Consider the following 20,590-nt stretch of genomic DNA (forward strand, 5'->3'; position numbering starts at 1 on the left):
GGAATGCCCGTAAGCCGTGGTGAATGGCCGAATATCAGCGGATGGCATTTACCGCTTATCGACTGTATGCCAGATTCGCCTGCTGATAACTTTCCTTACAATTCCTCGACTACAGTTTGCCCATGCCTGCCCAACTCAAGCGTCGCCTGCTGATTTTACTGCTGTTGGTCCTATTGATCGCTGGGGGCTTCTTCGCCCATTGGATTTTCAAGGGGCGCTTTTATGAAAGCACCGATAACGCCTATGTCCAGGGCGAGATAACCCGCGTGTCGAGTCAGTTGAGCGCGCGCATCGATGAAGTGCTGGTGCAGGACAACCAGCATGTGGAAAAAGGCCAATTGCTGGTGCGCCTCGAAAGAGAAGACTTTCGCCTGGCCGTGGACCGGGCCAACGCCGCCCTCGCCACTCGCGAAGCCGAGCGACTGCAAGCCCAAAGCAAGCTGACTCAGCAGGCCAGCCTGATCGCCTCGAGCGATGCACAGGTGGCGGCCTCCCAGGCAACCCTCGGCCGCTCGCAGATCGACCTGTCCCGGGCGCAAACCCTGCGCAAACCCGGCTATGTCTCCGAAGAGCGTGTGACCACCCTTTCCGCTGACACCCACATCGCCCGCTCGCAAGTGGCCAAGGCACAGGCCGATGCACAAAGCCAGCGCCAGCAAGTCAACGCACTGACCGCCGAAATCAAACGCCTCGACGCTCAGATCGCCAACGCCCGCGCCGATCTCGCTCAGACCGAACTCAATCTGACCCGCAGCGACATTCATGCCCCGATCAGTGGTCTGGTCGGCCAGCGCGCGGCGCGTAACGGCCAGATTGTGCAGGCCGGCGCTTATCTGCTGTCGATCGTCCCGGACGAAGACATCTGGGTGCAGGCCAACTTCAAGGAGACTCAGATCGGCCACATGCAGCCCGGACAGAAAGCCGAGCTGACCTTCGACGCCTACAGCGACACGCCGATCAAGGCGCGGGTCGACAGCCTGTTCGCCGCTTCCGGTGCGCAGTTCAGCCTGCTGCCACCGGACAATGCCACCGGCAACTTCACCAAAGTCGTGCAACGGATCCCGGTGAAACTGACCTTCAAGGCCGATAATCCGCTGCACGGCAAGATCCGTCCGGGCATGTCCGTCACCGCCACCGTGAACATCAAAGACGCCCCGGACAATGGCCGGTGATTCGCTGATCCGTCCGGTCGGCGAACCGACCCGGCGGGACTGGATCGCGGTGATGAGCGTGATGCTCGGCGCCTTTATGGCGGTGCTCGACATCCAGATCACCAACTCCTCGCTCAAGGATATTCAGGGCGCACTGTCGGCGACACTGGAAGAAGGTTCGTGGATTTCCACCTCGTATCTGGTTGCGGAAATCATCATGATCCCGCTGACCGCGTGGCTGGTGCAGTTGCTCTCGGCGCGGCGCCTGGCGGTGTGGGTGTCGCTGGGCTTTCTGGCGTCTTCGTTGTTGTGCTCGATGGCCTGGAGCCTGGAGAGCATGATCGTCTTTCGCGCCATGCAAGGCTTTACCGGTGGCGCACTGATCCCACTGGCCTTCACCCTGACGCTGATAAAGCTTCCCGAACACCACCGCGCCAAAGGCATGGCCATGTTCGCCATGACCGCCACTTTCGCACCGTCCATCGGCCCGACGCTGGGCGGCTGGCTCACGGAAAACTGGGGTTGGGAATACATCTTCTACATCAACATTCCGCCGGGGCTGATCATGATCGCCGGACTGATGTACGGGCTGGAGAAGAAAGAAGCACATTGGGAACTGCTGAAAAGCACCGACTACACCGGCATCCTCACCCTGGGCGTCGGCCTCGGTTGTTTGCAGGTATTTCTTGAAGAGGGCCATCGCAAGGACTGGCTCGAATCAAACCTGATCGTGACCCTGGGCAGCATCGCGCTGCTGAGCCTGATCACTTTCGTCATCGTGCAGATTTCCAAACCCAATCCGCTGATCAACCTCGGCATCCTGCGCAATCGCAACTTCGGCTTGTCGAGTATTTCCAGCCTTGGCATGGGTGTCGGATTGTACGGTTCGATTTATCTGCTGCCGCTGTATCTGGCGCAGATCCAGAATTACAACGCCCTGCAAATCGGCGAAGTGATCATGTGGATGGGCGTGCCGCAGCTGTTTCTGATTCCGCTGGTGCCGAAGCTGATGAAGTTCGTCTCGCCGAAGTGGCTGTGTACGTTGGGGTTCGGGCTGTTCGGCCTGGCGAGTTTTTCTTCGGGGGTGCTCAACCCGGACTTTGCCGGGCCGCAGTTCAATCAAATCCAGATCATTCGGGCGCTGGGCCAGCCGCTGATCATGGTGACCATTTCGCTGATCGCCACGGCTTATATCCTGCCGCAGGATGCCGGTTCAGCGTCGAGTCTGTTCAACATTCTGCGCAACCTGGGTGGCGCCATTGGCATTGCCCTGCTCGCGACGCTATTGGATGCGCGAACCAAGACCTACTTCGATTACTTGCGCGAAGCGGTGGTGCCGACCAATCCACAGGTGGCGGAGCGGCTGGCATCGATGGCGGATCGGTTTGGCAGTGATACGGCGGCGCTGGGCAAGTTGAGTGAGATTGTCCATCAACAGGCAGCGATCATGGCCTATAACGATGCGTTTCATTTTGTCGGGATTGCGCTGGGGATCAGTATGCTGGCGATTTTACTGACCAAAAAATTGCCGCAAGGCCTGAAGACTGGGGAGGCCCACTGATTGCCAGGGCGTCTGTAGCCCCCCCTTCGCGAGCAAGCCCACAGGACTTATGTGAACAACACAGATCCAGTGTGGGAGCGGGCTTGCTCGCGAAGAGGCCCTGAAACCGCCCATCAAACAGCCAAAAGGCGCTCACGCAGTTTGGCAATTTCATCACGCATCTGCGCCGCCGCTTCAAACTCCAGATCCCGCGCCAACTGATACATCTTCTCTTCCAGCGCACGAATACGTTTGGTGATTTCGCTTGGCGAGCGCAATTCGGCCTCGTACTTGGCGTTTTCCTCGGCAGCCTTGGCCATGCCCTTGCGCTTCTTGCTGCGCGAGCCGGGCACGGTGGCGCCTTCCATGATGTCGGCGACGTCCTTGAACACACCTTTGGGGGTGATGCCGTTTTCGAGGTTGAAGGCGATCTGCTTGTCACGCCGACGCTCGGTTTCGCCAATCGCCCGCTCCATCGAACCGGTCATGCGATCGGCGTACAGAATCGCCCGGCCATTGAGGTTACGCGCGGCACGGCCGATGGTCTGGATCAGCGAGCGCTCGGAACGCAGAAAGCCTTCCTTGTCGGCATCCAGAATCGCCACCAGCGACACTTCCGGCATGTCCAGACCTTCGCGCAGCAGGTTGATACCGACCAGCACATCAAAAGTGCCGAGGCGCAAGTCGCGGATGATCTCGACCCGTTCGACCGTGTCGATATCCGAGTGCAAATAGCGCACGCGCACGCCGTGGTCGGCGAGGTAATCGGTGAGGTCTTCGGCCATGCGCTTGGTCAGCGTGGTGACCAACACGCGTTCTTCCAGCGCCACACGCTTGGTGATTTCCGAGAGCAGATCATCCACCTGAGTCAACGCCGGACGGATTTCGATTTGCGGGTCCACCAGACCGGTCGGACGCACCAGTTGCTCGACAACGCGACCGGCGTGTTCCGCCTCGTAATTGCCCGGCGTGGCCGAGACAAAAATCGTTTGCGGGCTGATGCCTTCAAATTCGTCGAAACGCATAGGCCGGTTGTCCAGCGCCGATGGCAGGCGAAAACCGTATTCCACCAAGGTTTCTTTACGCGAGCGGTCACCTTTATACATCGCGCCGACCTGCGGCACGCTGACGTGAGATTCGTCGATCACCAGCAAGGCATCGGCCGGAAGATAGTCGAACAAGGTCGGCGGCGCCTGACCGGAATCGCGACCCGAGAGGTAACGCGAGTAGTTTTCGATGCCGTTGCAGTAGCCCAGCTCGAGAATCATCTCCAGATCGAAACGGGTGCGCTGCTCCAGACGCTGAGCCTCCACCAATTTGTTGTTACTGCGCAGGTATTCCAGACGCTCCTGCAATTCAACTTTGATGTGCTCAATGGCATCGAGCAGAGTCTCGCGCGGCGTTACATAGTGGCTCTTCGGGTAGAAGGTGAAGCGCGGCATCTTACGGATGACTTCGCCGGTCAGCGGGTCGAACGCCGAAATGCTTTCGACCTCGTCATCGAACAACTCGATGCGGATCGCTTCCAGATCCGATTCCGCCGGGTAGATGTCGATCACATCGCCGCGCACGCGGAAGGTCGCGCGGGCAAAATCCATGTCATTGCGAGTGTATTGCAGGTCAGCCAGACGCCGTAGCAGCGCGCGCTGATCGAGTTTGTCGCCGCGATCGACGTGCAGCACCATCTTCAAATAGGTTTCCGGGCTGCCCAGACCGTAGATGCACGACACCGTGGTGACGATGATCGCGTCCTTGCGCTCCAGCAGCGCTTTGGTCGCGGACAGCCGCATCTGCTCGATGTGGTCGTTGATCGACGCATCCTTCTCGATGAAGGTGTCGGACGACGGCACATAGGCTTCGGGCTGGTAGTAGTCGTAGTAGGAAACGAAGTATTCGACGGCGTTGTTCGGGAAGAACGCCTTGAACTCACCGTACAACTGCGCGGCCAGGGTTTTGTTCGGCGCCAGCACCAGCGTCGGGCGCTGTATCTGCGAGATGACATTGGCGATGCTGAAGGTCTTGCCCGAGCCGGTCACACCGAGCAGCGTCTGGTGCGCCAGACCGGCTTCGATACCCTCCACCAATTGGCGAATGGCTTCCGGCTGATCGCCGGCGGGCTCGAAGCGGGTGACTAGCTGGAATTCGGACATAAACACCTCTGGGATCGCGGCATTCCGAGCAAAGCGGAACACCACGGGGACGACCGCAAACGACCGATGTCGCGCAAGAAAAAACCTGGATTTTGCTCAATGTGGTGGCGATTGCCTCACCTTTCAAGGCAAACGTCCTACATCGGGTAGAGACTCTGACACGACCATTAGACTAACGGTCGAGAAATAATCGGAAAAACTTACCTCAAAAGCCAATTCGCCTGTCGCCATTGCTCGGTGATGGCCTCTATACTAGCTCCCCGTTTGTGCACCGCTCTAGTGCATTCGGCTGGAGCGCGACACGTCCCTCCACACTCCATTCAGAGCCGCCGTAATAATGAGCCTGTTCTCTGCTGTCGAAATGGCACCCCGCGATCCAATCCTGGGCCTCAACGAAGCATTCAACGCCGATACCCGGACCACCAAGGTCAACCTGGGCGTTGGTGTTTACTGCAACGAAGAGGGGCGAATTCCACTTCTGCGCGCCGTGATCGAAGCCGAAACCGTTCGCGCAGCTCAACACGCTTCGCGCGGTTACTTGCCGATCGATGGCATCGCTGCCTACGACCAGGCCGTGCAAAAGCTGCTGTTCGGCAACGACTCGCCGCTGATCGGCGCCGGTCGCGTCATCACCACTCAAGCCGTCGGCGGGACTGGCGCACTGAAAATCGGTGCTGACTTCCTCAAGCAACTGCTGCCGAACGCTGTCGTGGCGATCAGCGATCCGAGCTGGGAAAACCACCGCGCGCTGTTCGAAACCGCCGGTTTTGCGGTGCAAAACTACCGTTACTACGACGCTGCCACCCACGATGTGAACCGTGCCGGCATGCTCGAAGACCTCAACGCCCTGCCGAACGGCTCTATCGTTGTGCTGCACGCTTGCTGCCACAACCCGACCGGTGTCGACCTGACTCCGGCGGACTGGAACAACGTGCTGGACGTGGTCAAAGCCAAAGGTCACGTGCCGTTCCTCGACATGGCCTACCAGGGTTTCGGTGACGGTATCGACGAAGACGCCGCTGCTGTGCGTCTATTCGCTGAATCCGGTCTAACGTTCTTTGTGTCGAGCTCGTTCTCCAAGTCGTTCTCCCTGTACGGCGAGCGCGTTGGCGCCCTGTCGATCATCAGCGAGTCGAAAGAAGAAAGCGCGCGCGTGCTGTCGCAGGTCAAACGCGTCATCCGCACCAACTACTCCAACCCGCCAACTCACGGTGCAAGCATCGTGGCTGCCGTGCTGAACAGCCCGCAGCTGCGCGCTCAGTGGGAAGCCGAACTGGCAGAAATGCGTCTGCGCATTCGCGGCATGCGTGAGCAAATGGTCGACCTGCTGGCGCAAAAAGCGCCACAGCGTGACTTCAGCTTCGTGGGACGCCAGCGCGGCATGTTCTCCTACTCCGGCCTGACCACCGAACAGGTTCACCGCCTGCGCAACGAGTTTGGCATCTACGCCCTGGACACCGGCCGCATCTGCGTGGCTGCGCTGAACCAGAGCAACATCAAGGCTGTAACGGATGCGATTGTTCAGGTCATCTGATTTCGCAGCGTGATGAAAAACGGGAAGCCTGCGCGCTTCCCGTTTTTTATTGCCCCGAAATAATCCCGATACCCTCTAGACTGCACACAATTAAGTTTTGTGTACATCCGAGTTTTCTGAAGAGAACCCACATGAAAAACGACAACCTGCGCGCTGACCGTGACGATCTGGATGACTTCATTCCACGCCAGCCGGCCAAACGCGGCAATAACCTGGTACTGCAAGTCGCAACCGGCGTATTCCTCGGTGGCCTGGCGCTGTGGCTGGTGCAACTGGCGGCCACTGCGGCTTACACCACACTGATGCTCGGTACCCTTACTTTCGGCAGTTAAGCCAGTTCAGTCGCTCGTTGACTGGCAGCATCGTCATAGGCGACATACAGCGATTCAGCGATCTGACTTTTGATTGCCTTGGTGCTTTCCAGGCCAAGAACAAAACCTTCAGCCTTACCGCCTGCACGGTTCAACTCTTCGGCGTTGCTGGCCTGAGTGATCGCGTCGAAGAGTTTTTCGGCGTGTGGACCGACGCCTTTCGGCAGGCTGATTTGCGCAATGCTCATGCGAACACCTCACTTGTGCGGAATTTGAAACTCGAGTGATTCATGGCGCGTACCTTTTCGGCTAATGGCCGGCAGCGCGTGATATCACTTCCGGGCGGCCATGGTAGACCTCCGGCGCTGTTCTGGTAACCGCCAATCGCGGATAAACCACCGTCCGTCCCGGCGAATCACTTATTTTGCTAATCGATGCTTGACTTCTCTTTTTGAATCAGTAACATACGCACCAATTCCGCAATAGCTCAGTTGGTAGAGCAAATGACTGTTAATCATTGGGTCCCTGGTTCGAGTCCAGGTTGTGGAGCCAAATAGCAAAGCCCCTGAATCGAAAGATTCAGGGGCTTTTTTGTGGGCGCTCGAAAATATCTTTTTCCCTTGAAACGAAAAGGCCGATCTGTCTCCAGATCGGCCTTATGCATTCAGTCAGCGGTCAGACATGCTCGCTGCTTTTCGCCTGCACCTTCGGCGAACCTTGGCCATGGTCATGCTCCGCATCAGGCTCGATCACTGGCACTTCCTTGCCATCGCAGTCATGCAGTTTGCCGTCGCTGAAGTAATCGCCTTCACGCAGCGCCGCCAGATCACGATAGCGCAGGGTGCGCTCTTCCGCCGCCGCAAACACCGATTGCTGATCCGAGTTGCCGGTGGTGAAGTGGTTGAACGCCAGGTTGAGCACGATCGCCATGATCGCCGACGAACTGATGCCCGAGTGGAAAATGGTCGCGAACCAGCTCGGGAAGTGATCGTAGAAGTTCGGCGCGGCAATCGGGATCATGCCGAAACCGATTGAGGTGGCAACAATGATCAGATTGACGTTGTTGCGGTAATCCACCTTCGACAGGGTGCGGATACCGCTCGCCGCAACGGTGCCGAACAGCACGATACCTGCGCCGCCGAGCACCGATGTCGGTACTGCCGCAATCACCCGCCCCATGAACGGCAACAGGCCGAGGATCACCAGGAAGACACCGCCAGTGGCCACCACAAAACGGCTTTTTATTCCTGTCACCGCCACCAGCCCGACGTTCTGGGCGAAGGCGCTTTGCGTGAAGGAGCCGAAGATCGGCGCAAACATGCTCGACAACATGTCCGCACGCAGACCGTTGCCCAGGCGCTTGGAGTCCACCTTGGTGCCGATGATCTCACCGACCGCGAGGATGTCCGCCGATGTCTCTACCAGCGTCACCATGACCACGATGCACATCGACAGAATCGCGGCGAAGTGGAACGTCGGCATGCCGAAGTGGAATGGCGTCGGGAAGCCGAACATCGGGCCTTGAGTGACGCTGGAGAAGTCCGCCATGCCAAGGAATACCGCCAGTACCGTGCCAATCACCATGGCCAACAGGATCGACAGACGCGAGATTGTGGAGCTGCCCACCTTGCTCAACAGCAACACCAGCACCAGCGTAACCGCCGCCAGCCCGATGTTTTGCATGCTGCCGAAGTCCGGCGCGTGGCTGTTGCCGCCCATGGCCCAGCGTGCGGCCACCGGCATCAGCGTCAGGCCGATAGTGGTGATCACAATGCCGGTCACCAAGGGAGGAAAGAACTTGGTAATTCGCGAGAACACCGGAGTGATCAGCAGGCCGATCAAGGATGCGGCAATCACAGCGCCAAGCACCGACTGGAAGCCACCCTCCCCGCCACTGCTGACGATCGCGACCATGGTCGCAACGCCGGAGAACGACACACCTTGTACCAGCGGCAACTGACAGCCAAAGAACGGCAGACCCAGGGTTTGCAGCAGTGTTGCCAGCCCCCCCGCAAACAACGAAGCAGCGATCAGCAAACCAATGTCTGCCGGCGAAAGCCCGGCTGCCTGGCCGATGATCAGTGGCACCGCAACGATACCGCCGTACATGGTCAGAACATGTTGCAGGCCGTAAGCCATATTCGCGCCGACCCCGAGATTTTCGTCCTCGGGCCGTTGGTGTGAAACATGGGGCGTTTTCATGGTGGGGGGGTCCCTGGTTTTTGTTATGCGCACACTGTATTCAATACTTGTGACAAATGTCCATAGAGTTGTATACAACTTACCAGTCACATAATGGATAGGTAGCCACCCAACCTTCTATCCCCCTGCTCGCATCCCCCCACAAATCCGGCAACACATCCCCGTCTGACCTTGCGTCATCACCCACTAGGCTGAAGTGCTCATGGCGACCGACGGTGTGGTCGCGCTCTTTTTTATACATATAAAGTATGCATAATTAAGTCATTCGACATTCAGTACGACAAAAGCAAGAACGCAGCCAACAAACTCAAGCACAAAGGTGTCAGCCTCGCCGAGACAGAACCGGTCTTTCACGACGAATGCGCACTGACGATTGAGGACAACGACCATGCAGAGCCACGCTGGATCACCCTGGGCCTCGACGGTAAGGGACGGTTGCTGGTCGTTGCGTACAGTTACCGCGAAGCCAATGTCATTCGAATTATTTCTGCGCGTGTCGCCACCCCAAGCGAGCGTCGCCAATATTCTATAGAGGCTTGATCGATGAAAGACGAATTTGACTTCTCTCAAGGCAAACGCGGCGCCGTGGCGTCCACCAAGGGTAAAACCCGCATCACCATCATGCTCGACGACGCGGTCATCGAGGCCGCTCGCACCGTGGCGGAAAACGAGGGGTTTGGGTATCAGACGGTGATCAATAACACCCTGCGCCACGCCTTGCTCAATGGCACAGAGAGTCAGGGCCCGGCCGAGTCAGGCCACTGCGGGCAGTTCAAGAAAGGTATTACCGCCGCCGACCTCAAGAGTCTTGAGAAAAAGCTGTCGGCGGCCGTCGGGGAGATACGTCGGGTACTGGAGCCAGAGGCGAAGCCCTAGGCTTCAGGCGGGGACAATCATCCGCCCCAGCGCGTGGCTCAGGCGCGGTTGTTGAGGCAGGCGAAGATCGAATTCCTGCTGCAACAACTCGATCAACTCATCAACATCCGTCACCTCCCGCCGTTCACTGGCGGAGCCCATGCGATGGATCGCGAAACTGCCGTTGTTCAGCGTCTTGCGCCAGCCGTTACCCGTGCGCGCGACCATAAGGCGTTGGCAGAACGGCGATTCCGGGTGGGTCGAGACGTACCAGTTGCCGATGGTGTAATCGATGTCTTCCTGGCGTTGCAGGTCAAACAGGTACATAGGGCGCCATTCACCTGCAACGTTGGCGCGCAGCATGTAGCCATCGGCACGGTTTTCGATGCGATACGGTTCGTGTGGCGTGGTTTGTTCGGCCTCAGTGTCGAGCATCAACGGTGCAGTTGGCACCATGCCACCGAAGCCGACATCGGTGATGTAGCGCACGCCATCCAACGTCACCAGACTCAGACGGTGCGTACGTGCGGTCCAAGTACCTTCAGGCTGATTCATCACTACTCGCCCACTGATGGCCCGGGCATCGAAGCCCAATTCAAGCAACAGGGCAAAAAACAGGTGATTGAGTTCGTAGCAGTAACCGCCACGGCCATCGTGCAGGACTTTCTGCTCTACAGAGGCAAGGTCGATCAACACCGGTTCACCGCCGATCGTCGACAGGTTCTCGAAGACAAACGCGCCCGTGTGGCGCAACTGCAATTGGCGCAGGGTCTCCAGCGTCGGCGGGGGTGGAGCATCGAAGCCGAGACGTCGCAGGTAGCGTTTCAGATTTGTCAGGCGTGGTTCGCTCATTGCCCAGTCCTTTTGCATATGGCTGCGGATAGCTCCGCCGATGGCTGACTAAAATAACCCCAAAAGATGCCGAGGCAATCCTTGAGACACAAATACCGCAGGCAATCGCACCAGTGCCAAGCCACTCAGGCGCGATTACGCAACCATTGCAAAAAGCCTTTTTTCGGCACGATGACCGGCGCGTCCTCGGTCAGGGATTGCGCTTTGTACAGACGGTAATCGAGCAAGGTTTGCATCGCGTCGCTGATGTCGTGGCGGGCATCCAGGCACGGTTTCAGGTAAGTCTTCTCGATGCGGTACAACGCGCAAAAGGTCTTGGCGGTAAACGTGGCGGGCACCGACGAATCGGAAAGAATGCCGGCCTCGCCGATCACTTCGCCCGGCCCCATGCGTGCGGACTCGAACGGTGCGCCATGGCGGGTCAGCGCCACAGTGACCACGCCGGATTCAATGATGTACAGGTGATCGCTGACCTCCCCTGCGCCCAGAATCTGCTCGCCGGCGCGGAAGGATTGCAGGGTCATGTTCTGGCTGAAGGTGTCTTTCTCTTCCTGACGCAACGTCGAGAAAATCGGTGAGCTGTCGAGCAACGCCCGCGGCCGCGAGAGATTGCCCGGCACGGCAGGCTCGGCCCTCGACAGCAGATTGACCCCGGATGCCTGCAAGTGCCGATACGCCAGGTCGAACAGTTGATTGCGCACCACACGTTTCTCGCCCATCGACGCGACGAAACCATTGATTTCGTACTCTGCCCCATCGCTGCCAGCGTTTTTGAGCGCCACACTCGGCGCTGGGGTGTCCAGAAGCTGACGACAGCCCTGCATCGCGCGCTCCAGCGCATCGATCACCGTGCTCGGTCGCGCATGCGGGCTGACTTGCACACTGACGGCCACGCCGAACATGTTGCTCGGCCGGCTGAAGTTGATGATCTTGGCCTTGGCCGCCAGCGAGTTGGGAATCACCGCCATGTTGCCTTGGCTGGTTTGCAGGCGGGTGGCGCGCCAGTCGATGTCGGTGACCCGACCTTCGGTGCCGTCGATGGAGATCCAGTCATCGAGTTGATACGGCTTGGTGGTGTTGAGGACGATCCCGGAAAACACATCGCTCAACGTGCTCTGCAAGGCCAGACCGACGATGATTGCCAAAGCGCCAGACGTCGCCAGCACACCTTTGACCGGCAGATCCAGCACGTAGGCCAACGCCGCAATGATCGCGATCAGAAAGATCACGGCACCCAACAAGTCTTGTAGCAAACGCCCAGTGTGCCCGACCCTCTGCATCATCACCGCGCCGATCAACACCGTCAGGGTGCGTGCGCCGAACAGCCACCAGGCAATCTGTAGCGCAGTCGCCGCCATGTGCAACGGTACATCGTCTGCCCAGGGTGCCGGCTCCATGGGGCTCAGGCCTTCGTTGAACAACAACACACTGAACACGCTGAAAATCAGCACCCGCACCAGCAATTTCCACTCACTGCCACGGGCGCTGATCAGACGCCACAGCCCGAGGTCGAGCAGGATCAGGATCAACGCGCAAAACAAAGGGTGTTCGGTCAGCAGAGACAGCATCAAACAACTCCGACGGGGGGCCAATCGCGAGAAGATCGCACAGATTGGGGACAGTGTAGGAGTCATTGATTTCAGAAAATGAGCACGACTTCACTGACAACAAGAAAACCTGTGGGAATAAGCTTGCTCCCACAAAGTTTTTGGCGATTAAGGCGTCAAGCGTGCATTCGACCAAACCGTCCGGACTGGAAATCGGCAAAGGCCTGATGAATTTCCTGCTCGGTGTTCATCACGAACGGGCCATGGCCGACGATCGGTTCGTCGATCGGCTCGCCGCTGAGCAGCAACACCACCGCGTCCTGGCTGGCTTCGAGGGTCAGTTGATGGCCGTGGCGCTCCAACAGCACCAACTGCCCTTCGCACGCGGCTTGCAGACTGTTGACTTGCACCGAACCTTTCAACACCACCAATGCGGTGTTACGGCCCTCGAGCAGATCGAGCGTCAGCAACTTGCCGGCGTTCAGACGCAAGTCCCACACGTCGATTGGCGTGAAGGTACGCGACGGGCCTTGATGGCCTTCGAACTCACCGGCGATCAGGCGCAGGCTGCCGGCGTTGTCCTTGAGCGCGATGTTCGGAATCTCGCTATCGAGAATCGTCTGATAACCCGGCGCGGCCATTTTGTCTTTGGCCGGCAGGTTGACCCACAACTGGACCATCTCCAGATTGCCGCCGGTTTTGGCGAAATTCTCGGAGTGGAACTCCTCATGCAAAATCCCGGAAGCAGCCGTCATCCATTGCACATCGCCGGGGCCGATGGTGCCGCCGCTGCCGGTCGAGTCGCGGTGCTGCACTTCGCCGTCGTAAACAATGGTCACGGTTTCAAACCCGCGATGAGGATGCTGGCCGACGCCGCGTCGCTCGGTGGTCGGAGTGAATTCGGCGGGACCGGCATGATCGAGCAGCAGGAACGGGCTGATGTGTTTGCCCATGCTGTCGTAGGAAAACAGTGTGCGAACCGGAAAACCATCGCCGACCCAATGGCCCCGAGGGCTGGTGTAGATACCGATGATGTTTTTCATGGAGGGCTCCAATAGGGTGAGTGAGGCGATGGATTAAGCTTAAATCCATGACCATTAATGCACTAGACGGCAAAAATCGGCCTCAGCGTTCTACCTCCTGAACGATTCGCTGGCGAAAGGCCCAGACAACACATACATCCGAAAAGATTCATGACCTGAGGTCAAAGGTGCTTTGTCCCACCAACGGTTTTTCTCATGGATGCAGACGCCGATACTCCTGTCCATCCCCACTGCAACCCTGGAGTCCTTCATGTCTGTTCCCGCTTTCGGTCTTGGTACGTTTCGCCTGCAAGGCCAGGTGGTCATTGATTCGGTGAGTACCGCACTTGAGCTCGGCTACCGGGTGATTGACACCGCGCAGATCTATGAAAACGAAGCCGACGTCGGCCAAGCCATCGCTGCCAGCGGCATCGCACGCGAAGAACTGTTCATCACCAGCAAGATCTGGGTCGCCAACTTCGCCAAGGTTCGCCTGATCGACAGCCTCAAGGAAAGCCTGCAAAAACTGCAGACCGACTACCTCGACCTGACGCTGATCCACTGGCCTTCGCCGGACGATCAAGTACCGGTCGAGGTGTTCATGGGCGAACTGCTTGAAGCCAGGCGTCTGGGCCTGACCCGGCAGATCGGTATTTCCAACTTCACCATCGACCTGATGAAACAAGCGATTGCTACCGTCGGCGCCGAGAACATCGCAACCAACCAGATCGAGCTGCATCCCTACCTGCAAAACCGCAAAGTGGCCGCGTTCGCCAACAGCCAGGGCATTCACATCACGTCGTACATGACCCTCGCTTACGGCGAAGTGCTCAAGGATCCCGTGATTCAACAAATTGCCGAACGCCTGCACGCCACCCCGGCGCAAGTCACGCTCGCCTGGGCCATGCAATCGGGGTATGCGGTGATCCCGTCATCGACAAAGCGTGCCAACCTGCAAAGCAACCTCGGCGCAACCACGCTGACCTTGAGCGACGCCGACATGGCGAAAATCGCCACACTGGATCGCGGCCATCGCCTGACCAGCCCCAAAGGCATTGCGCCCGACTGGGATTAACCGGCTCAGGCTTGAAGACGTTGCGCGAGGCCGTGCATGGCCGCGCGCAACGCATTGATCGCCACGATGATGACGACGGCTTCGGCCTCTCGACAAGCCAGCTCAAGATCAGCGCACGCCGACACCACCCGCTCCGCGCCCACCATCTGTGCTCCGCCCTTGATGTGATGGGCCAGCTCGCGCAGCCCAGCGTGGTCGTCCTCGGCGTTCAAATCGTCAAGTCGTTGCAGATCGTGATGCAGACTGTTCAACACTTCTTCACGCAGGCGCTCGATCAACGCGAGATCATCGCCGGCCATTTGCTCCAGTGTGCTCAAGTCGATTTCTGTCAGGGCAATATGCTCGGTCGAATCGACATCGCTCGCGCATTGGCTCGCGCCATTCAGGGCCTGCTGCAGATCGTGCAAACGGATCGGTTTGAACAGACATTCGTCCATGCCGGCTTCAAGACAGCGAACCTTCTCCTCGACCTGCGCGTTGGCGGTGAAACCCAGAATCAGGCAAGGTGCACGGCCGCTCGCGGCTTCTTCGTCACGGATTGATCGTGCCAGTTCATAGCCGTTGCGCCGGGGCATGTTGCAGTCGGTGATCACCACATCGAACGGCTGTGCCCGCCAACACTCCAGTGCTTGATGGCCGTCCTCGGTATCGACCGTGACATGCCCCAGCTCACTCAACTGCCAGCCTAGTAACAATCGGTTCACCGGATGATCGTCCACCACTAGAACGCTCAGGGCGTGTTCCGGCGCGCCCAGGGTTTGAGCGGTCGCCGGGTTCTGCGCGAGCGCGGTCAGCAGCGGCAACTCGAGACTGACTTCAACTTGCGTTCCGTGGCCGGGTTCGCTGTCTAGCCGTAACGCGCCGCCCATCATTTCGCAGAGGCTACGACTGATCACCAGGCCCAGCCCGGAACCGCTGCGCACCGATTGCGCGTTATTGCTGGCCTGAACGAACGGGCTGAACAGCCGTTGCCGATCCTGCGCGCTGATACCGATCCCGCTGTCTTCGATGACCACTCTCACTGCCAGTCGCTCGGCCGATGTTGCTGTCACCGCAAGCCACAAACGCACCTCGCCCTCCTCGGTGAATTTGATCGCGTTGCTCAGCAGATTCGACAGCACTTGCTTGAAGCGCGTCGGGTCAATCAACACATCGACGTCACTGCCGGCATCAAGCTCGATCTGCCACAGCAAGCGCTTCTGCCGCGCCAGCCCTTCAAAAACCCGGCATACCGACACCACCAGTTCACGCAGATTGGCCCGTTCGGGGGCCAGGGACAAATGCCCGTTTTCAATACGTGCAATGTCGAGAATGTCGCCGATCAGGGCCAGCAATTGTTGCCCGGCGTTGGAGGCCACCTGAATCGCCAAGCGATCAGTCACGCCTTCATCGGCCCTTTTCAGCGCCAGTTCGAGCATGCCGATCAACGCATTCATCGGTGTGCGGATCTCGTGGCTCATGGTCGCCAGAAAAGTGGTCTTGGCCCGATTGGCGTCGTCCGCAACGTCCTTGGCTTCCTGCAATTGCTGCAACCATTGCTGACGCTGGCGGATTTGCCTGCGCTGAAGACCGATCCAGACCAATGCCAGCAACAGCAGGCTCGCCGCAGCGACAAATCCCAGGACAATCATGCGGCGATGACGCAGCCAATAGCTATCCTCCACCACCACATCATGCCCCCAGCGCTCGACCAGTTCGTCCACCTGCTGCGGGGCGATGCTCAGCAGTGCCTTGTTCAGGATCGAATGCAGTATTGGCGCCTGCGGCGAAGTGGCCAGCGCGATACGGGCGGGTTGATCACCCACGGTACCGGTAATGCGCAGACGCGAGCGGTACTGGCGGGCAATCAGATAACGCGCCACCAGCAACGAGCTGACCGTCGCGTCCACTTGGCCTTTGGCGATCAGCGCCATACCTTCGGCGGGACTTTTGACTTCGACCAGGTGAATGGCGGGTACGCGTCCCAGCAGATAAGCGCGCAATGGGTGACCACGATAAATCGCCAGGCGCTTCCCCGCCAAATCGTCGAGATCGCGAGGGCTCTGCGCTGTGGCCGCACTGACCAGCACAAAGGGATTGTTCAGATAGGCCCGGGTGAACTGCAGTTCGGTTTCACGCTCGCTGCTGGGTGTCACCACGGGCAACACGTCAAGCGCCTCCATCTTCAGTTGCTCGATCTGACGGTCCAGCGAGCCCCCGCGCACGATCTCGAAATGCAGCCCGCTACGCTGGCTGATCAAGTTCAGCAATTGCGCCGAAAGCCCACTGAAACGGCCGTTTGCATCAAAGAACGTCAGCGGGGCGAAATCTTCGATGCCGCCGACTCGCACCACAGGGTGTTGGCCCAGCCATTGCTGCTCTGCGGTACTGAGTTGCACCTGCGTCTGTTCGGCCATCTCGGCGAGACCCGCGCTCCAACGCTGTTCTATGCGCAGACGATGCTCCATGGGAATGCTCGCCAACGCCTTGTCGACGAGGCGTCTGAGGCGCACATCGGTTCGCAACAGCGCAAAGCCGAACGGATTGGCATCGAGCCCCGACGGCCCAGCCAATTGCAAGTCGTTGCGATAATTGGTGTTGATCAAGTAGTTGGCACTGATGAAGTCGCCCAGATAAACGTCATCTGCGCCAAACGCCACTGCACCGAGGGCATCCATCGCCGAAGGGTAGCGCTGCACGAGCGCTTCGGGATAAAACGCCTGCACGTTCGCCAGCGGCAGATAGTCTTCGACCATGGCGACACGCTTGCCGGCCAGGTTCACCGGCAAGGTTTCACCGAGCCGGGTCACCAGCATCGGCTGGTCGTCAGCATAGGCCCGAGACAGAATGATTTTCGGGTCAGCGACCTCAAAACTGTTGGAGGTGCCCAACAGATCGACATCACCGCGCTTGAGCGCATCCATCACAGCATTGCGGTTGGCATAGCGCCGGACCTCGATGCCGATGCCGAGCAGTTGCGCCAGCAGATCGGCGTAATCGGCCGTGAGTCCTTCCAGCTCATGTTGATTGCGGGTTATCTCGAACGGCGGATAATCAGGCCCGGAAACGCCCATGCGCAACACCGCGTGCTGACGCAACCATTGCCGATCCTGCTCGTCCAGAGGAAGCTGGACCCTTTCCAGAGCGGTGCGGGTCAGCACCTCCAGCAACTGCGGCGGTTCACTCGCCCAACAAGCGGCCACAAGGCTCAGCCACAACCAGAAAATCCGTAATACCGGCCTCATGACCGGGCGCTCAGAGCAAATGATTGCGCTTGGCGAAATCGCGCAAGTGCACCGCCGAGCTGACCCCGAGCTTCTTCATCAGACGGGTTTTGTAGGTACTGACGGTCTTGTGACTCAGGTGCATGTCCTCGGCAATCGTCTTGTTGGCTCTGCCCTGCCCCAGTTGTACAAAAATGCTCAACTCCCGGTCGGAGAGTTGATCGACCATCTGCTTTTCCGTGGTTTGCACGGCGTTCAGTGCGCTGACATTGTCCGGCAGCGCGGAAAAATAGGTGTAGCCCGACATCACCGCCTGAATGGCTTTATGCAATTGTTGCAACTGGTTGGTCTTGGTCACGTAGGCCATCGCCCCCGCACGCAGACAACGCTCCTGGTAAAACAAGGGATCGTGGGAACTGAAGACCAGAATTCGGCAGTCAAGGTCGCTGGCCTTGATTCGCGCCAGTACATCCAACCCGTCAAGCACCGGCAAACGCAGGTCTAGCACGACCAGTCGGGGTTTGTGCTCACGGATCAATGGCAGCACCTCGTTGCCACTGGACGCCTCGTAGATCTGCTTGAAGCCCTCGGTTTGCAGCACGATTCGGATGGCGGCGCGCACCACCGGATGATCGTCGACGATCAGCGCTGACTTCATAACCACTCCCAGTGCAAAATCTGGCGATAGGACCACCGGCATGGGCTGATCCAGACTCAGTGGTTGCGCAGCGACTGTTGCACGGAACGGAAAGCGAATCACCTGTCAGACCTGACAGTTGCGGCAAACATTTTTTTATGCGTGAGCTCGACTTCGCACAAACTGATCCTGGTTCCAGGCTGACGATTGATGCTCGGCGGATGCCTCGACCCGCGACATCAAGTGCTTGATCGCTTGTGCATTGGGTAACGCGGCGTGACTGACCTGGACGTTTTCCTGGGCGAACCCCGAAGCCACCTGCAGCGGCGCCGAAGGATCGTTGTATATCAACGCGTGACGGACCTGCGGGTTTTCCAGCAGAAAACCCGGCAGGTCCAGTGAGCCGGCCGTCAGTTCGGCATTGATGACGACCACATCAAACGGTTCACAGCCGTACTCCACAAGGGTCAGCAACTCGACAAGGCTCTGCACAGGGGCAACACGGTAGTAATCGAGGCCATTGAACAGACGTTCGACGTTCATCCGGTGAAAATGCTGCGAGTCGGCGATCAAGATGCGCAGGGTTTTATTGATCATGCTCGATCTCCTGGTGGTGACGGTTTCTGAAGGCGGCAAGCCTACGCAAGCCCCGAGACGTTATCTGTAAGAAATTTCCTAAAAAACCGCTCATTTTTCCGAGCTCTGCACCACGCTGCGCTGCTGCAGCCACCTCAACAAATCGGCCCCTGCCATCGGCCGTGCGTACCAGTAGCCCTGACCTTGCGCGCAACCGAGTGCCAGCAGTTCACGGCGCTGCACATCGGTCTCGATGCCCTCGATCACCACTGTCATGCCCAGGGTTTCGCCCAGCGCCAGCGTGCTGCTGATCGCCGCCCGGCAACGTGGCTCGTGCTCAAGGTTACGAATGAAATCAGCGTCGAGCTTGATCTCGTTGAAGGGCAACTGACACAAGCGTTGCAGTGAGGAGAATCCGGCACCGAAGTCATCAATGGACAAGCGACAGCCCATCATTCGTAAGCGCACCAGGCTTTCCAGGCTGGTGGCCGGTGCTTCCAGCAGGCCGCTTTCGGTCAGTTCGAAGGTCAGATTTGAACCGGGAGCCGCGTGACTGGCCAGTATGTTCCGGATGGTTGCCGTCAAATCGCTGCTGGCGAGTTGAGAGGCCTGCAGATTGAACGCCATGTTCAACACAAAGCCTTGCGCCCTCGCGCTGCACTGCAACGTCAACGCCTCATTTATTTGGCAAAACAACAACTCGTCGAGCAAGCCGCAGCGCTCCAGCACAGGCATGAAAACCGCCGGCGAAATGATCCCCTGCGTCGGATGCTGCCAGCGGCACAGGACTTCGACACCACTGACTTCTCCGGTCAGCAGATTGAATTTGGGTTGATACCAGGCTTGTAACTGCCGCTCAGCCAAGGCCTCGCGGACCGCGTCTTCGTTGGCCAGCGTGTTGGCGCTGATCGGTGGCTGCTGACTGACCGGCCTGACGAGGGCCTTTCTCAACAAATCCTCCAACACCTGCACATGCAATGGTTTGCCCACATCACCCAACAACTCGAGTCCAAGCAACGTCACCATTTGATGCACCGCCCGACGCAGATCCGCCGACAACGAGCTGCTGATGATGACCGACTTGACCTGCCCCGACGCGCCCACCCGCTGCAAAAACTCGAGGCCGTCCATGCCCTCCATTTGTAAGTCGCACAGGGCAACATCCACCGGCCCGACGGTTTCCAGCACCGCCAGGGCCTGGGCGCCGTCACTGGCCTCGAACACCTCTCGGCATCCCAGCGATTGGAGCATGCTCACCGCTACGGAACGCTGGAAGGTGTGATCTTCTAGAACCAGGACACGGAGCGGCAAAGTGGGCATGGCGATCGACTCATCTGTTGAGGGGCAACACAATTTTGTGGAATCAGAGGCCTGAATACTCTAAGAAAGATCCCAAAATGCGTAGGAAATTTCCTAAGCGCCAAGAGACATCAGCACGGCGTCCAGGGACTGCCGGTCAGGCGTCTGTATGAGGCTCAATTGACGTCGCTGGCTGGCATGGATCATCTCAGCCCTTAACTGACCCCGACGTGCGTCATAGATCACACCGTGGCGAATCTGCGGGTTGCTGAGGAAGAATCGCACCGGATCAATCCCCGTAGCCGCTAACAGTTCGCCATTAATGATCATCAGTTCAAAGCCTTCGAAAGGATCGTGCGAGTAATGAGTCAAGCCCAGCAACTCCCGAAAGGACTGCGCGGGAGTCAGCCTGCGGCAACCCAGCTCCTTGAGAGACTTCTCGATTCTGCTACGCAGATAAGGCTGATCTTCGACGATCAGGATTCGCCAGCATTTGTAGGGCATGTGATTTCAACAATGGCGTGAAGGTAGATCACGCTAATCAAAAGGCTCGACGATCTATGTAAGAAAGTTCTGAAAATCGCCCCAGACGCATACGAATTCCCTTAATAAAGACGCGCCGGGACTACCCGGCGC

At 58.5% G+C, this 20,590-nt stretch carries 18 protein-coding genes and 1 tRNA gene; 8 read left to right on the top strand and 11 right to left on the bottom strand.

Annotated features, from left to right (window positions below):
- Positions 1-122: 122 nt before the first annotated feature.
- Together ACIOU6_RS07405 and ACIOU6_RS07410 are read left to right on the top strand one after the other, a co-directional pair.
- Positions 123-1,172, top strand: coding sequence for an HlyD family secretion protein (locus ACIOU6_RS07405; protein WP_401135063.1), 1,050 nt, complete (start codon positions 123-125; stop codon positions 1,170-1,172).
- Between the two features lie 49 nt (positions 1,173-1,221).
- Positions 1,222-2,712, top strand: coding sequence for an MDR family MFS transporter (locus ACIOU6_RS07410; protein WP_401135164.1), 1,491 nt, complete (start codon positions 1,222-1,224; stop codon positions 2,710-2,712).
- 113 nt (positions 2,713-2,825) lie between these two features.
- Here the strand turns inward: ACIOU6_RS07410 and uvrB are convergent, their stop codons facing one another.
- On the bottom strand, positions 2,826-4,841 hold the full coding sequence (gene uvrB / locus ACIOU6_RS07415; RefSeq protein ID WP_401135065.1) for an excinuclease ABC subunit UvrB: 2,016 nt from the start codon (positions 4,839-4,841) through the stop codon (positions 2,826-2,828).
- Positions 4,842-5,178: 337 nt separating this feature from the next.
- Between uvrB and ACIOU6_RS07420 the strand changes: the two genes are divergently transcribed.
- Both ACIOU6_RS07420 and ACIOU6_RS07425 read left to right on the top strand, forming a co-directional pair.
- Positions 5,179-6,375 carry an amino acid aminotransferase gene (locus ACIOU6_RS07420; protein ID WP_339465544.1) on the top strand — a complete coding sequence of 399 codons (1,197 nt, stop codon included), beginning with the start codon at positions 5,179-5,181 and terminating at the stop codon, positions 6,373-6,375.
- A gap of 131 nt (positions 6,376-6,506) precedes the next feature.
- Positions 6,507-6,707 (top strand): hypothetical protein, encoded by a 201-nt coding sequence (locus tag ACIOU6_RS07425; protein WP_221733759.1) that lies wholly within the window; start codon positions 6,507-6,509, stop codon positions 6,705-6,707.
- Here the strand turns inward: ACIOU6_RS07425 and ACIOU6_RS07430 are convergent.
- A complete protein-coding gene (locus ACIOU6_RS07430) occupies positions 6,704-6,934 on the bottom strand; it encodes a hypothetical protein (RefSeq protein WP_221733758.1) in 231 nt (76 codons plus the stop codon). The two genes, ACIOU6_RS07425 and ACIOU6_RS07430, sit on opposite strands and share 4 nt — an antisense overlap.
- A 228-nt stretch (positions 6,935-7,162) precedes the next feature.
- On the opposite strand from ACIOU6_RS07430, the gene ACIOU6_RS07435 reads away from it, so the two are divergent.
- Positions 7,163-7,238: transfer RNA gene (locus ACIOU6_RS07435), tRNA-Asn, on the top strand.
- A gap of 123 nt (positions 7,239-7,361) precedes the next feature.
- On the opposite strand, the gene ACIOU6_RS07440 is transcribed toward ACIOU6_RS07435, so the two are convergent.
- The gene (locus tag ACIOU6_RS07440) at positions 7,362-8,888 is read right to left on the bottom strand and encodes a nucleobase:cation symporter-2 family protein (protein ID WP_401135069.1); all 1,527 of its coding nucleotides are present in this window, start codon (positions 8,886-8,888) and stop codon (positions 7,362-7,364) included.
- A gap of 255 nt (positions 8,889-9,143) precedes the next feature.
- Here ACIOU6_RS07440 and ACIOU6_RS07445 point away from each other — a divergent pair, with 255 nt between their 5' ends.
- Both ACIOU6_RS07445 and ACIOU6_RS07450 read left to right on the top strand, forming a co-directional pair.
- Positions 9,144-9,428 carry a BrnT family toxin gene (locus tag ACIOU6_RS07445; protein ID WP_401135166.1) on the top strand — a complete coding sequence of 95 codons (285 nt, stop codon included), beginning with the start codon at positions 9,144-9,146 and terminating at the stop codon, positions 9,426-9,428.
- A 3-nt stretch (positions 9,429-9,431) separates the two neighbouring features.
- The gene (locus ACIOU6_RS07450; protein WP_221732920.1) at positions 9,432-9,764 is read left to right on the top strand and encodes a BrnA antitoxin family protein; all 333 of its coding nucleotides are present in this window, start codon (positions 9,432-9,434) and stop codon (positions 9,762-9,764) included.
- Positions 9,765-9,767: 3 nt separating this feature from the next.
- On the opposite strand, the gene ACIOU6_RS07455 is transcribed toward ACIOU6_RS07450, so the two are convergent.
- The 3 genes from ACIOU6_RS07455 to ACIOU6_RS07465 form a co-directional block, all read right to left on the bottom strand.
- The gene (locus ACIOU6_RS07455) at positions 9,768-10,595 is read right to left on the bottom strand and encodes an arylamine N-acetyltransferase (RefSeq protein WP_401135073.1); all 828 of its coding nucleotides are present in this window, start codon (positions 10,593-10,595) and stop codon (positions 9,768-9,770) included.
- Positions 10,596-10,720: 125 nt separating this feature from the next.
- Positions 10,721-12,163 (bottom strand): mechanosensitive ion channel family protein, encoded by a 1,443-nt coding sequence (locus tag ACIOU6_RS07460; RefSeq protein ID WP_221732922.1) that lies wholly within the window; start codon positions 12,161-12,163, stop codon positions 10,721-10,723.
- A 155-nt stretch (positions 12,164-12,318) separates the two neighbouring features.
- Positions 12,319-13,185: a pirin family protein gene (locus tag ACIOU6_RS07465; protein WP_221732923.1), complete on the bottom strand. Its 867-nt coding sequence runs from the start codon at positions 13,183-13,185 to the stop codon at positions 12,319-12,321.
- A 250-nt stretch (positions 13,186-13,435) separates the two neighbouring features.
- Between ACIOU6_RS07465 and dkgB the strand changes: the two genes are divergently transcribed.
- Positions 13,436-14,239 (top strand): 2,5-didehydrogluconate reductase DkgB, encoded by an 804-nt coding sequence (gene dkgB, locus ACIOU6_RS07470; protein WP_401135077.1) that lies wholly within the window; start codon positions 13,436-13,438, stop codon positions 14,237-14,239.
- A 5-nt stretch (positions 14,240-14,244) separates the two neighbouring features.
- Here the strand turns inward: dkgB and ACIOU6_RS07475 are convergent, their stop codons facing one another.
- From ACIOU6_RS07475 to ACIOU6_RS07495, 5 genes are all read right to left on the bottom strand, one after another.
- The gene (locus ACIOU6_RS07475; protein WP_401135079.1) at positions 14,245-17,463 is read right to left on the bottom strand and encodes an ATP-binding protein; all 3,219 of its coding nucleotides are present in this window, start codon (positions 17,461-17,463) and stop codon (positions 14,245-14,247) included.
- 10 nt (positions 17,464-17,473) lie between these two features.
- Positions 17,474-18,100, bottom strand: a complete 627-nt coding sequence (locus tag ACIOU6_RS07480) for a response regulator transcription factor (RefSeq protein ID WP_221732926.1) — start codon at positions 18,098-18,100, stop codon at positions 17,474-17,476.
- Between the two features lie 135 nt (positions 18,101-18,235).
- Entirely contained in the window at positions 18,236-18,676 is a 441-nt protein-coding gene (locus ACIOU6_RS07485; protein ID WP_401135082.1) for a chemotaxis protein CheY, read from the bottom strand.
- A 90-nt stretch (positions 18,677-18,766) separates the two neighbouring features.
- A complete protein-coding gene (locus tag ACIOU6_RS07490; RefSeq protein WP_221732928.1) occupies positions 18,767-19,975 on the bottom strand; it encodes an EAL domain-containing protein in 1,209 nt (402 codons plus the stop codon).
- Between the two features lie 93 nt (positions 19,976-20,068).
- A complete protein-coding gene (locus tag ACIOU6_RS07495; protein WP_221732929.1) occupies positions 20,069-20,458 on the bottom strand; it encodes a hypothetical protein in 390 nt (129 codons plus the stop codon).
- Positions 20,459-20,590 lie beyond the last annotated feature (132 nt).

The organism is Pseudomonas sp. NPDC087615 (assembly GCF_044743445.1).
Taxonomy (GTDB): Bacteria; Pseudomonadota; Gammaproteobacteria; order Pseudomonadales; family Pseudomonadaceae; genus Aquipseudomonas; species Aquipseudomonas baetica_A.